The organism is Arthrobacter sp. Soil762, assembly GCF_001428335.1.
Classification (GTDB): Bacteria; Actinomycetota; Actinomycetes; order Actinomycetales; family Micrococcaceae; genus Arthrobacter.
Map to the genome: position 1 here is coordinate 1 of NZ_LMSG01000023.1, position 13,042 is coordinate 13,042.

At 66.4% G+C, this 13,042-nt stretch carries 12 protein-coding genes and 1 pseudogene; 6 read left to right on the forward strand and 7 right to left on the reverse strand.

Annotated elements, in window-relative coordinates; translation table 11 throughout:
• From ASG77_RS19770 to ASG77_RS19795, 6 genes are all read left to right on the forward strand, one after another.
• Positions 1-1,554: transketolase-like TK C-terminal-containing protein (locus ASG77_RS19770; protein WP_442854257.1), on the forward strand; the 1,554-nt coding region annotated here is incomplete at its 5' end.
• 184 nt (positions 1,555-1,738) lie between these two features.
• On the forward strand, positions 1,739-2,983 hold the full coding sequence (locus tag ASG77_RS19775; protein ID WP_056349053.1) for a PucR family transcriptional regulator: 1,245 nt from the start codon (positions 1,739-1,741) through the stop codon (positions 2,981-2,983).
• Between the two features lie 88 nt (positions 2,984-3,071).
• Positions 3,072-4,001 carry an ACP S-malonyltransferase gene (locus ASG77_RS19780; protein ID WP_200950818.1) on the forward strand — a complete coding sequence of 310 codons (930 nt, stop codon included), beginning with the start codon at positions 3,072-3,074 and terminating at the stop codon, positions 3,999-4,001.
• Positions 3,998-5,059, forward strand: coding sequence for a beta-ketoacyl-ACP synthase III (locus ASG77_RS19785; RefSeq protein ID WP_056349059.1), 1,062 nt, complete (start codon positions 3,998-4,000; stop codon positions 5,057-5,059). The genes ASG77_RS19780 and ASG77_RS19785 overlap by 4 nt, the downstream gene beginning before the upstream one ends.
• A gap of 81 nt (positions 5,060-5,140) precedes the next feature.
• Positions 5,141-5,386 (forward strand): acyl carrier protein, encoded by a 246-nt coding sequence (locus tag ASG77_RS19790; protein ID WP_009359314.1) that lies wholly within the window; start codon positions 5,141-5,143, stop codon positions 5,384-5,386.
• 152 nt (positions 5,387-5,538) lie between these two features.
• On the forward strand, positions 5,539-6,774 hold the full coding sequence (locus tag ASG77_RS19795; protein WP_056349063.1) for a beta-ketoacyl-[acyl-carrier-protein] synthase family protein: 1,236 nt from the start codon (positions 5,539-5,541) through the stop codon (positions 6,772-6,774).
• Between the two features lie 154 nt (positions 6,775-6,928).
• Here ASG77_RS19795 and ASG77_RS19800 read toward each other — a convergent pair whose 3' ends face one another.
• From ASG77_RS19800 to ASG77_RS19830, 7 genes and pseudogenes are all read right to left on the reverse strand, one after another.
• Positions 6,929-7,432 carry a DUF3145 domain-containing protein gene (locus tag ASG77_RS19800; protein WP_056349065.1) on the reverse strand — a complete coding sequence of 168 codons (504 nt, stop codon included), beginning with the start codon at positions 7,430-7,432 and terminating at the stop codon, positions 6,929-6,931.
• A 261-nt stretch (positions 7,433-7,693) separates the two neighbouring features.
• On the reverse strand, positions 7,694-8,620 hold the full coding sequence (locus tag ASG77_RS19805) for a tyrosine recombinase XerC (RefSeq protein ID WP_056349071.1): 927 nt from the start codon (positions 8,618-8,620) through the stop codon (positions 7,694-7,696).
• Positions 8,621-8,670: 50 nt separating this feature from the next.
• Positions 8,671-9,854, reverse strand: a pseudogene (gene dprA, locus ASG77_RS19810) (DNA-processing protein DprA).
• A gap of 13 nt (positions 9,855-9,867) precedes the next feature.
• A complete protein-coding gene (locus ASG77_RS19815; RefSeq protein ID WP_056349074.1) occupies positions 9,868-11,412 on the reverse strand; it encodes a YifB family Mg chelatase-like AAA ATPase in 1,545 nt (514 codons plus the stop codon).
• On the reverse strand, positions 11,413-11,769 hold the full coding sequence (locus ASG77_RS19820) for a YraN family protein (RefSeq protein WP_056349077.1): 357 nt from the start codon (positions 11,767-11,769) through the stop codon (positions 11,413-11,415).
• A 123-nt stretch (positions 11,770-11,892) separates the two neighbouring features.
• Positions 11,893-12,219 carry a DUF2469 domain-containing protein gene (locus ASG77_RS19825; RefSeq protein WP_056349080.1) on the reverse strand — a complete coding sequence of 109 codons (327 nt, stop codon included), beginning with the start codon at positions 12,217-12,219 and terminating at the stop codon, positions 11,893-11,895.
• Positions 12,220-12,312: 93 nt separating this feature from the next.
• Entirely contained in the window at positions 12,313-13,041 is a 729-nt protein-coding gene (locus ASG77_RS19830) for a ribonuclease HII (RefSeq protein ID WP_235564723.1), read from the reverse strand.
• Position 13,042: the final 1 nt, after the last annotated feature.

Here is a 13,042-nt window from a genome sequence, read left to right on the forward strand (position 1 = left end):
CCCACCGTGATCCTGGCCAAAACGGTCAAGGGCTACGGACTCGGACCCCACTTCGAGGGCCGCAACGCGACCCACCAGATGAAAAAGCTCACCCTCGATGACCTGAAGAAGTTCCGCGACCACCTGCGGATTCCGGTCACCGACGAGCAACTGGAGAAGGACCCGTACCAGCCCCCGTACTTCCACCCGGGCACCGATGCGCCGGAGATCCAGTACATGATGGAACGCCGCGCCCAGCTGGGCGGTTCTGTTCCTGAGCGCCGCTCCAAGCACCAGGAGATCGCACTCCCCGAGGCAAAAACGTACGAGGTCGCCAAACGCGGTTCCGGCAAGCAGCAGGCAGCCACCACCATGGCGTTTGTCCGGCTCCTCAAGGACCTCATGCGGGACAAGAACTTCGGCAAGCACATCGCGCCGATCATCCCCGATGAGGCCCGCACGTTCGGCATGGACGCGTTCTTCCCCACGGCCAAGATCTACAACCCCAAGGGCCAGAACTACCTGTCCGTGGACCGGGACCTGGTCCTTGCGTACAAGGAATCAGCCCAGGGCCAGTTGATCCACCCCGGCATCAACGAAGCAGGCGCGGTCGCGGCGTTCACCGCCGCCGGCACGGCCTACGCCACCCACGGCGTACCGCTGATCCCGGTGTACGTGTTCTACTCCATGTTCGGTTTCCAGCGCACCGGCGACGCCTTCTGGGCCGCCGGGGACCAGATGGCCCGCGGGTTCATCATCGGCGCCACCGCCGGCCGCACCACGCTGACCGGCGAAGGCCTGCAGCACGCCGACGGCCACTCCCCGCTGCTGGCCTCCACGAACCCGGCAGTGGTCACCTACGACCCCGCATACGGGTACGAGATGGGCCACATCATCCGGGACGGCATCGAGCGTATGTACGGGCCGGATTCGGCTGACCGGAACCTGATGTACTACATCACGGTCTACAACGAGCCCATCACGCAGCCCGCAGAACCCGAAGAGCTCGACGTGGAAGGTGTCCTCAAGGGCATCTACCTCCTGGCTCCGGCGAAGATCGACGGTCCCCGGACCCAGATCCTGGCCTCCGGCGTCTCGGTTCCCTGGGCCATCGAAGCCCAGCGGCTGCTCGCCGAGGACTGGGGCGTCTCCGCCGACGTCTGGTCCGTCACGTCCTGGAACGAGCTGCGCCGCGACGGTATGGCCGCCGAGGAAGAGGCGTTCCTGAACCCGGGCAAGCCCGCCCGTGTTCCGTTTGTGACCCAGCAGCTTGCCGGTGCCACAGGACCCGTGGTTGCGGTCTCGGACTACATGAAGGCCGTCCCGGACCAGATCCGCCAGTTTGTGCCGAACGAGTTCGCCACGCTGGGTGCGGATGGCTTCGGCTTCTCCGACACCCGCGCAGCTGCCCGCCGCTTCTTCAAGAACGACATCCACTCCATCGTGGTCCGTTCCCTGGAACTGCTGGCGCGCCGCGGCGAAGTTGATGCCCAGGCCCCGGCCCAGGCAATCGAGAAGTACAAGCTGCACAACGTCAACGCCGGTTCCACCGGCAACGCGGGCGGCGAGTCCTGATCAACTCCCGCTGACCTGCTTGTCAGCGGAAATGAACGACGACGGCGACCCTCACCGAAAAGGCGAGGGTCGCCGTCGTCGTCCCCTGCCTTTCTGGACATGAGGCAGCCTGTGATGCAGGTCCAACAACGTTGTAGCCTTTGCACAAATGGAGCTTGCCGGGCAGGCACCGTATGCTCGTAGGATGCCAGAGCCAACCACCCCGCCCGTGAAGCGCAAGCCGTCCTCGCGCAGCATGACACCGGAGAAATCCGAAACCCTGAAAAAGCTCCGGGCAAGCGTGGGCCAACTCTCCACCACCACCCTTCGCCAGCTGGAAAAGTCGCTGCCGTGGTACTCGAGGCTCAGCTCCGACGAGCGCTCCGCCCTGGGCATGGTGGCGCAAAACGGCATCGCAGCATTTGTCACCTGGTATGAGCGGCCCAGCTCACCGTCGTGGATCCTCACCGACGTTTTTGGGACGGCCCCCACCGAGCTGACGCGCTCCATCAGCCTCCAGAAGGCGCTCCAGCTCATCCGCATCGTGGTGGAAGTGGTGGAAGACCAGGTGCCGGTCATCGCCCCGGAAGCTGACCAGCCCTCCCTCCGCGAGGCGGTGCTGCGGTACTCGCGGGAAGTGGCCTTCGCGGCGGCAGACGTGTACGCGCGAGCGGCCGAGTCCCGCGGTTCCTGGGATACCCGGCTGGAAGCGCTGATCGTGGACGCCATCCTCCGTGGCGAAAACACGGACGCGCTGCGGTCCCGGATCGCCGCGCTGGGTTGGAAGGCACAGGAGAGGTTCACCGTGATGGTGGGCAATTCGCCGTCTGAACCCAGTGCAAGCTACGTCAGCGAACTACGCCGCTTGGCAGGCCGCTACGCCGAGGACGCGTTGGTGGGCATCCAGGGCGACCGGCTGATCCTCATCCTTGGCGGCGTCCAGGACCGCGAGACCGCCTACCTGAAACTCAGCGAAATGTTCGCCCCCGGCCCGGTGGTCTACGGCCCGGAAGCCGGTTCCCTGCTGGAGGCCAGCGGATCAGCGCAGTCTGCCTTTGCCGGCCTGACCGCGGCAAGGGCGTGGCCCGCAGCTCCCCGGCCTGTGGCCGCCGATGACCTGTTGCCGGAACGCGTCATCTCCGGTGACGAAGCGGCGCGCCGTTCCCTTGTGAAGAACATCTACCGTCCGCTTGTCGCCGCCTCCAACGGGCTGGTGGAGACCCTGGGCACCTACCTGGAGCTGGGCCATTCCCTTGAGGCGACTGCCCGCGAATTGTTTGTCCACGCCAACACCGTCAGGTACCGGCTCAAGCGCGTCTGCGACGTCACGGGCTGGGATCCGCTGCTCCCCCGGGAGGCGTTTGTGCTGCAGGCGGCGTTGGTTGTCGGGCGGCTTTCCGCGCCGCCAAAAGCCCCGGCGGAGCGTCATCCGGCGCGGAATCAGCCGTGAGTCGTTGTAGACTTCCTACAATCTGCCCCCTTGAGCTTGGTGCAGACAAACACCCCTGGATGACCCCGTAATTTGGAAAGCTGGATACGTGCTTGCAATAGTCTGCCCTGGACAGGGCTCACAGACCCCGGGTTTTCTGGCCCCTTGGCTGGAACTGCCTTCGGTAGCAGGCCATCTGGCCTCCCTCAGTGAGATCGCAGGCATCGACCTGACAGCCCACGGGACCACCTCTGACGAGGACACCATCAAGGACACCGCCGTCGCGCAGCCCCTGATTGTTGCCGCCGGGCTGGTGGCCGCAAAGTCGCTGTTCGACGTCGAACTCGGCACGCTTCCCGTGATCCTTGCCGGCCACTCCGTCGGTGAAATCACCGCCTCGGCCCTCGCCGGCGTGCTCACCGAGCAGGAAGCCATGACGTTCGTCCGTGAACGCGCCAACAGCATGGCCGCTGCCGCAGCTGTGACCCCCACCGGCATGAGCGCCGTGGTGGGCGGGGACCCTGCAGAGGTCCTGGCCGCCATAGAGGCTACCGGCGCGACACCGGCCAATGTCAATGGAGCGGGCCAGACCGTGGCAGCCGGAACCTTCGAACAGCTCAAGGCCCTGGCGGACAACCCGCCGGCCAAGGCGCGCGTGATCCCGCTGAAGGTGGCCGGAGCGTTCCACACCTCGCACATGTCCCCCGCCGTGAGCGCCCTCGAGGCGCTGAAGCCGGGCCTCAAGCCGCAGAAGCCGCAGGTACCCCTGCTGTCCAACTTTGACGGCCGGGAAGTGACCGACGGCGGCGCCGCCGTCGAGAGCCTCATCGCGCAGGTCTCCCGCCCGGTCCGCTGGGACCTCTGCATGGAAACGCTTGTGCAGCGCGGCGTCACCGGCGTCATTGAGCTGGCCCCGGCCGGCACCCTGGCCGGGCTCGCCAAGCGCGGCATGCCCGGCGTCAAGACCGTTGCAGTCAAAACCCCGGACGACCTCACGGCCGCACTGGCACTCTTCGCAGAACTGGAGGGAAATGCATGAGCGTTCCCACGCTGAAACAGGTTCCCGTCAACGAATACAGCCGCATCCTCGGCCTCGGCGCATTCCGGCCAGACGTCATCGTCACCAACGATGACGTCTGCCAGTGGATTGATTCCTCGGACGAATGGATCCGCCAGCGGACCGGCATCGTGACCCGGCACCGGGCCGCTGCCGACGTCAGCGTCATCGATATGGCAGAGGGCGCTGCCCGGGAGGCCCTGCAGCAGGCAGGCATCGAAGCCTCCCAGCTTGGTGCCGTCATCGTTTCCACCGTCACCCACCCGTACGCCACACCGTCGGCCGCCGCCGCCCTGGCTGACCGCATCGGTGCGACGCCGGCTCCGGCCTTCGATATCTCGGCCGCCTGCGCCGGGTACTGCTACGGCATCGCCCAGGGTGATGCCTTGGTCCGCTCCGGCACGGCCACCTACGTGCTGGTGGTCGGCGCGGAGAAGCTTTCCGACGTCATCGACAACCGGGAACGCACCATTTCCTTCCTGCTGGGCGACGGTGCGGGCGCTGTTGTCATCGGCCCGTCGGACACCCCCGGCATCGGACCCTCAGTGTGGGGTTCGGACGGCAGTAAGTGGGACGCCATCGGCATGACGCGTTCCATGCTCGATGTCCGCGACCTCAGCATGGCAGCCCGCCAGTCCGACGAATCCGGCGATTTTGCCCTGCTCGAAGAAGCGCAGGAGCTCTACCCCACCCTGCGCCAGGACGGGCAGACGGTCTTCCGTTGGGCGGTCTGGGAAATGGCAAAGATGGCACAGCAGGCTTTGGAGGCCGCGGGCGTCGAGGCTAAAGACCTTGTTGCGTTCATCCCCCACCAGGCCAACATGCGGATCATCGACGAGATGGTCAAAAAGCTGAAGCTTCCCGAATCCGTCACCGTTGCCCGGGACATCGCCGATGCCGGAAACACCTCGGCGGCCTCCATCCCCCTGGCCACCCACCGCCTGCTCAAGGAAAACCCTGAACTCAGCGGCGGCCTCGCACTCCAGATCGGCTTCGGCGCCGGGCTGGTCTACGGTGCCCAGGTAATCGTCCTTCCTTAGGAACGCCCCACACAGGCCGCATCCGCGGGCTGCACCGTTTCCGGCACCCACTGCCGGCAATAACAAGAAAAGGAGCCATCAATGGCTAGCAACGAAGAGATCCTGGCCGGCTTGGCTGAAATCGTCAACGAAGAAACCGGCCTTGCCCCGGAGGCTGTGGAACTGGACAAGTCCTTCACCGAGGACCTGGACATCGACTCCATCTCCATGATGACCATCGTGGTCAACGCCGAAGAGAAGTTCGGCGTGCGTATCCCGGACGAAGAGGTCAAGAACCTCAAGACCGTGGGCGACGCCGTCAGCTTCATCGCCGGCGCACAGGCCTAGCCAAGGCTTCAGCCCCTTAAGGCTGACTGGACTGCCGGTCCGTGCTCAGGCCGGACCGGCAGTCCACCACATTTTTCGGCAGCCAGCTGCCCCACACGCGGGACCCCGCCGGACAACCGGATACGGCCTGCCCACCGACAGAGAGTGATCCAATGACACGCAAAGTAGTCATTACCGGTCTGGGTGCCACCACGCCCATCGGCGGCGACGTACCCACCATGTGGAACAACGCGCTGAAGGGGGTCTCCGGTGCCCGCACGCTGGAAGACGAATGGGTCGCCAAGTACGAACTGCCTGTCCACTTCGCCGCCCGCTGCTCCACGCCGGCACTGTCGGTCCTGAGCCGCGTTGAGGCCAAGCGGATGGACCCGTCCACCCAGTTCGGCGTCATCGCCTCCCGTGAAGCCTGGGCCGATTCCGGCATCACCGAGATTGACCCCGACCGCCTCGCCGTCGCCTTCGCCACCGGCATCGGCGGCGTCTGGACCCTGCTGGACGCGTGGGACACGCTGAAGGAAAAAGGCCCGCGCCGCGTCCTGCCCATGACGGTGCCCATGCTGATGCCCAACGGCGTCGCAGCAGCCGTCAGTCTTGACCTTGGCGCCCGTGCCGGCGCCCATACCCCCGTTTCGGCCTGCGCGTCGGGCACCGAGGCCCTTCACCTGGGCTTGGAGCTGATCCGCTCCGGCAAGGCCGACGTGGTGATGTGCGGCGGCGCCGAGGCAGCCATCCACCCCATGCCCCTGGCCGCCTTCTCGTCCATGCAGGCGCTCTCCCGCCGCAACGATGACCCCCAGGGTGCCTCACGCCCTTACGATCTGGGCCGCGACGGCTTTGTGATGGGCGAAGGCGCCGGTGCGCTGGTGCTCGAAGCCGAGGAGCACGCCATTGCGCGCGGCGCCCGCATTTACGCCGAATTGGCCGGCACCTCAGTGACGGCCGATGCCTACCACATCACCGCCCCGGACCCCCAGGGCCTGGGCGCCACCCGCGCGCTGAAGGCCGCCATGTTCGACGGCCGGATCCAGGCCGAGGACGTTGTCCACGTCAACGCGCACGCCACCTCCACTCCTGTCGGTGACAAGCCCGAGTACACGGCCCTCCGCGCGTCGCTGGGGAACCACCTCGACAACGTCGCAGTGTCCGCCACTAAATCACAGATGGGCCACCTCCTGGGCGCGTCCGGTGCCGTGGAGGCAGTACTCACCGTGCTGGCCGTGTACCACCGCAAGGCCCCGGTCACCATCAACCTCGAGAACCAGGACCCGGAGATCCCGCTCGACGTCGTCACGTCGGCGAGGGATCTGCCGGCAGGCGACATCGTGGCGCTGAGCAACTCGTTCGGCTTCGGCGGCCACAACGCCGTGATCGCTGTCCGCAGCATCTAGCAGCAGCGCGGGAACAGCAAGTACCGCAGACGAAGCAGAGGCCCCGCCATGCGGCGGGGCCTCTGCTTTGGCTATGGAGCGCCCCATTCCGATCCGGCACGGCTTCTGCCGGGACAGCGGACAGGAAGTACGACGTCGTGATGTCCGACGGCGGTCAGCCCACCTGGTGCAGCCAGCGGACCGGTGCGCCCTCGGCTGCGTGTCGGAACGGCTCGAGTTCCTCGTCCCAGGCCTCACCCAAAGCCAGGGAAAGCTCGTGGTACACGGCGGAGGGATCGCCGGCGCCCGATTCGTAGGCGTAACGGATGCGGTCCTCTGAGACCATGATGTTGCCGTGGACATCCGTTGTAGCGTGGAAGATTCCCAGTTCGGGGGTATGCGACCAGCGGCCGCCGTCAACGCCCTGGCTCGGCTCTTCAGTGACCTCGTAGCGTAGATGGGCCCAGCCGCGAAGGGAGGAAGCCAACAGCGATCCGGTGCCCGGAGTTCCCGTCCAGGAGAGCTCGGCGCGGAACATTCCGGGCGCGGCAGGCTGAGGGGTCCACTCTAGATCCGTCCGCTTGTCCACGACGGATCCAATGGCCCACTCAACGTGCGGGCACAGTGCTGTAGGGGCTGAGTGAACAAACAGCACACCGCGGGTCATTGCAACAGACATTCCATCCTCCATAGCTGTAGGTACGTCTTCCCCAACGACCTCTGCCTGGATGAAACTGCCCGGTGCTGTATGTTCCCTGCCTGATTATTAAGCTGTGTCCGGACTTGCGGGTGACGCGCGAAGCGAAATAGCTTCAAGCGAAACTTGAAAGTTGCCGGACGTGACTCTTATTGTGCCGTACGCCGCGTAATTACGCCAGTGCGATTCGCCATAGGTGACACGGTCCTGGAATTACCCCGTGTTGGCGGTAATCCCTGGCTCTCAGGCCCGGGGATGGGCCTGCCGGTAGCTGCTCCGAAGCCGCTCAACGGACACATGGGTGTAGATCTGCGTGGTGGCGAGGCTGCTGTGGCCCAGGATTTCCTGGACCGCACGAAGATCGGCCCCGCCATCGAGCAGGTGCGTTGCCGCAGTATGCCTCAGCGCGTGCGGACCGGTTGCTGACGTGTCACCCAAAGCTTCGAAGAGAGCATTCACCACGGTCCTGACCTGGCGCTGGTCAACACGGTTTCCCCTGGTGCCCAGGAAAAGCGCCGGTCCGCTGTGGCCGGTGGCCAGGAGCGGCCTGGCCCTGCGTAGCCAGTCGTCCACGGCCACAGCGGCCGGGACGCCATAGGGAACCGTCCGTTCCTTGTTGCCCTTGCCGACCACCCGCAGGGTCCGGCGGTCCGGGTTGAGATCGTCCACATCCAAGGCGGCCAGCTCCCCCACGCGCAGACCTGTGGCGTATAGGAGCTCCACCATGGCCCGGTTGCGCACCGGCACCGGTGACCCGTCAGCCGCGGCTTCTTCCAGACTGTTCAGCAGCCTGAGGAGTTGTTGGGACTGCAGCACCCCGGGCAGTGACTTTTCCGCTTTGGGAGCCCTGAGACGGAGGGCAGGGTCGGTCTCGATGAGTTCTTCCCTCATGGCCCACGTAGTGAAGGAACGCGCTGTAGCCGATCTCCGCGCAAGGGTGGCCCGGGATATCCCGGCCTGGCTCTGCGCCCCGAGCCAGCGTCGGAGAGTGCCCAGCTCCAGTTCCGGCAGATCCGTGACGCCCTCGGAGGTGGCGTATTCCAGGAGGCTTCGAAGATCGGACAGGTATGCCCGAAGCGTATGCCCGGACCGGGCCCGCTCGGCGGTCAGGTATCTGCCGAAGTCTGCAAGTGCCTGCTCAAATGCCCGGGACAGTTCCTGATTCTGCACTGTTCCACTGTCCCAGAACTCCGCGGGAATCCCGTCCCGGACACAGGCAACTACGCTAATTCCTTGGCCCGTTTCCAGCCGCCCCTTTCTGAAGCTGCGAGCCCCAGCAGGCCTAGCCTGCCCAACCCGGCCCGCACGGAGTCCGCACTGAGGCCGGCAACTGCGCAGAGCTTGTCCACGGACGTGGTGGACCGCAGCGGCAGGGCGTCCAGAAGGATCAGATCCTCCAAGGTCAGTCCGTCATGGTCGGCCGCATGCGCCGTGCCGGGCGCCGCAAGCCCCACGCCGCTTGGGGATGCCAGTTCGGCGATCTCCGCCGCGTCAGTCACGCAGACAGCCCCGCCATCCCGGAGCAGCCGGTGGCAGCCGGCGGAGTTGGCGCTGTGCACGGACCCCGGCACAGCTCCCACCGCGCGGCCGAGCGTCTCCGCGTGGTGGGCCGTATTCAGTGCACCGGACCGCCAACGGGCTTCCACCACCACCGTCACGGCAGCCAGGGCCGCAATCAGCCTGTTCCGCTGCAGAAAGCGGTAGCGCGTGGGCGCCGACCCCGGCGGCACCTCGGCCAGCACCGCTCCCTGGTTGCAGACCGCCCGCAGGAGATCCTCGTTGCCGGACGGGTAGAACCGGTCCACACCACCAGCCATCACCGCGATGGTAGGCACCGCCGCTGATCCCCCGGCCAGTGCTGCCCGGTGCGCGTGGGCATCGATGCCGTACGCTCCCCCCGAGACCACGGTGAAGCCCCGCTGGGCCAGCGAGTAGGCCAGGTCCCCGGTCACCGAGGCGCCGTAGTTGGTGCTGTCGCGGGACCCCACAGCGCCACACTCCGGGCAGGGCCGGGAAGCTCCTGTTCCAGACCACGCCACCACAGACAGATAGGTTCCTGCATCCCAAGGTCGCCGAGCTGGGCAGGCCAGAGATCGTCCGACGGGACAATCAGCCGGCCACCAAGGCGTGCCATGGTGGCCAGGTCACGCTCGGGCGCCAGATCCGGAATGCGGGGCGCCCAGCGTTTCAGGCAGGCAGCCATCCCCGCCCAGCTGGTTCCGGCGCCGTTGTCCGCCAGCAGTCCGGTAATCTCCCGCTCCAGTGCCGGGCCGGCGGCCGCCTGGCCCGTGGCGATTTTCAAGGCGTCGGGTGCGCCGGTGGCCTGTACTAGGGCCAGTCCGGCCGCGTCCTGCGGTTCCATGAGCCGCGACAGGGCGGCCCGGGCGATCCGTTCGTTGTCCATGTGGCTTCTTCCTTCACGCAGCTGCCGAGGCAGCCTGCCGGAGGCCAAGGGCCTGGCCGATGTCGTTGGTGTCGGGCATGTCGCGGTGCGACAGGTCCGCCAGGGTCCAGGCCAGCCGGAGAACCCTGTCATAGCCCCTGGCGGTCAGCACGCCCCGCTCCAGTGAGTGGTCCAGGATCCGCGTGGCGCCGGCCGGCAACCGCAGGGCGCCGCGCAGAATCCGGCCGGGCACCTGCGAGTTCGTTTCCATTCCCAGCGGCCGCAGCCGTTCGGCCTGGCGCCGGCGTGCGTCGCCTACCCTCCGTGCCACGGCGGCTGTGTCTTCTTCGGCGCCCGCCTGGCCGAAGTCGGCCAGTGACACGCGCTCCACCTGCAGCTGGATATCCACCCGGTCCAGCAGCGGACCGGACATCCTGGCCACGTAGCGGCGCCGCATCATGGGCGTACACGTGCAGTCCAGTCCCTTTCCCGAAGCCTTGCCGCAGGGACAGGGGTTGGCGGCAAGGACCAGCTGGAACCGGGCAGGGTAGGCTGCCGTTCCTGCCGAGCGGTGAATGACCAGCTCCCCGCTCTCCAGGGGCTGGCGAAGGGCGTCCAGGACGCGCCGTTCGTATTCCGGGGCCTCGTCCAGGAACAGGACACCGCGGTGTGCCCGCGACGCCGCACCCGGGCGTGGCAACCCCGATCCCCCGCCGATAATGGCGGCGGCTGTGGCCGAATGATGCGGGTTTTCGAACGGCGGCCGCCGCACAAGCTGTACGGCGGATGAGGGAAGGCCGCAGAGGGAGTGGATGGCAGTGACTTCCATGGCCTCATTGTCGGCAAGGTCCGGCAGGAGACCGGGAAGTCTTTCGGCCAGCATGGTCTTGCCCGCCCCCGGTGGTCCGGTCAGGAGCAGGTGGTGGGCCCCGGCAGCGGCCACCTCGAGTGCACGTCTGGCTTCGCCCTGGCCGGAGACGTCGGCCATGTCAGGAACAGCCTGGGCCCCCGGTTCGGAGTCCCCGTGACCGGCCTCGTCCTCCGGCTCGAAGTCCAGTGCGAGCTCTTGCGGGTCTGCACCGAAATCGAGCGCCAGCCGCGCCAGCGTGCGGTACCCCTTGACGTTGGCTCCGGGGACCAGCGATGCTTCGCCGAGGTTGGCGTGCGCGACCACCACGTCCGGGTAGCCGGCCTGCACCGATGCCATCACTGCCGGCAGGATGCCGCGCACCGGCCGTAGCCGGCCATCCAGCCCGAGTTCGGCGATGAAGACGGTCCGGCCGGTGGGCTTGATGTCATTTGCGGCCCTCAGGACTGCCATGGTCACGGCAAGGTCGAAGCCGGAACCGCGTTTGGGCAGCGACGCAGGGATGAGGTTGGCCGTGATCTTCCGCCGGCTCAGCGGAATTCCAGAATTTCTGGCCGCGGAACGTATGCGTTCCTTGGCCTCGTTGAGGGCGGCGTCCGGGAGGCCCAGGATCACGAATGCCGGCAGTGTCTGGCCAATATCGGCTTCTACCTCGACGATGTACCCGTTCAATCCCACCAGCGCCACGGAGTAGGCCCGACCCAGCGCCATCTACCCCACCCCCTTGAGGTGTTCCACCAGGGGTTCGCCGCCGCCGTCGTCCACCACGGCGATGACGTCCACACGCCGTAGCGGCATCCGCAGCTCCCGGTCCCGGCACCATGCCGAACCAAGCCGATGCAGCCGTGCGAGTTTGTCCGGCCCCACGGCTTCGAACGGGTGCCCGTAGTCCAGGGAACGGCGGGTTTTCACCTCTGCGATGACCAGGGCGTCGCCGTCCAGGGCCACAATGTCTATTTCACCCTCGGCGCAGCGCCAGTTGCGTTCCACCACCAGCATGCCGAGCGATTCAAGATAACCGGCCGCGAGTTCCTCGCCGCGCCGGCCCAACAGGTCTTTGGATTTCATTTCTACCTCCGCAACCAGCCTGCAGTGGCAGGACAGCGGAGGACAGCAGGCTATTCGCGTATGTGGGCAACCCGGGAAAACCGACCCAATACAGCGGGGCTGTGGAGGAGCAGTGGGCCGGCGTCAGTTGCCGAGGTCAGCGTCCTTCGGCAGGGCGAGTTCCTCGTTGCGGGGCAGTTCTTCGACGTTGACATCCTTGAACGTCAGGACACGGACTGTCTTCACGAACCGTGCCGAACGGTACACATCCCACACCCAGGCATCCTGGAGCGTCAGATCGAAGTAGACCTCGCCGTCGGCGCTTCGGGCCTGCAGGTCAACGTGATTTGCGAGGTAAAAGCGGCGTTCGGTCTCGACAACGTAACTGAAGAGCCCGACAACATCGCGGTATTCACGGTAGAGCTGCAGCTCCATGTCGGTTTCATAGTTTTCAAGATCCTCAGCACTCATGGTTCCATCTTGCACCATCCAGGGCGCCGCAGTCGCAGCGTCCGCGCCGCATGAGCCCCACAGCAGTGCGGCAGGCACTGGAGCGGCACGGAATCAGAGTTCGCCGCCCAGGAGGTTCCAACTCACCCGATGGTAAGGCGTGGCTCCGGCGGCGCGGAGCGCGTCCCGGTGAATTGCCGTGGCGTAGCCCTTGTTGACGTCCCACCCAAACTCGGGGTATTCACTGTGCAGGCCCCGCATCTGCTCGTCGCGTTCCACCTTCGCAATCACGCTGGCGGCGGCCACGCTCAGGCACTGCATGTCCGCCTTGATCTTGGTGTGGACCGGGGCAAGGCACGCGAAATCCACGGGTGGCTCGTCAAACAGGGAAGGCTGCCCGGCGGGCGAGAGCCAGTTGTGGCTGCCATCGAGCAGCACCACATCTGGGCTGATGCCGGCCGCAAGGATGTCCTGCCAGGCGCGCGTACCGGCCAGCCGCAGCGCAGCAATGATGCCTATTGCGTCGATCTCCCGCGCGGAAGCGTGCCCGACGGCCGACGCAACACTCCAGTGTCTGACCAGCGGTTCCAGCCGTTCCCGTTCGGCGGGGCTGAGGAGCTTGCTGTCCCGCACACCGGCCAGGGGCTTCTGGGTGTGGAGGTCCACGACGGCGATTCCGACGCTCACAGGTCCTGCCAGCGCCCCCCGTCCCACTTCGTCCACGCCGGCCAGGTAACGGGCGCCCTGCGCTTTGAACGTCCGCTCGTGCCGGAGCGTCGGTGCTTTGGAGCGGACCCCGTCCGTCTGGCGGGCTGGAGCCTTGGACTCGGTGGCCGGTATCACT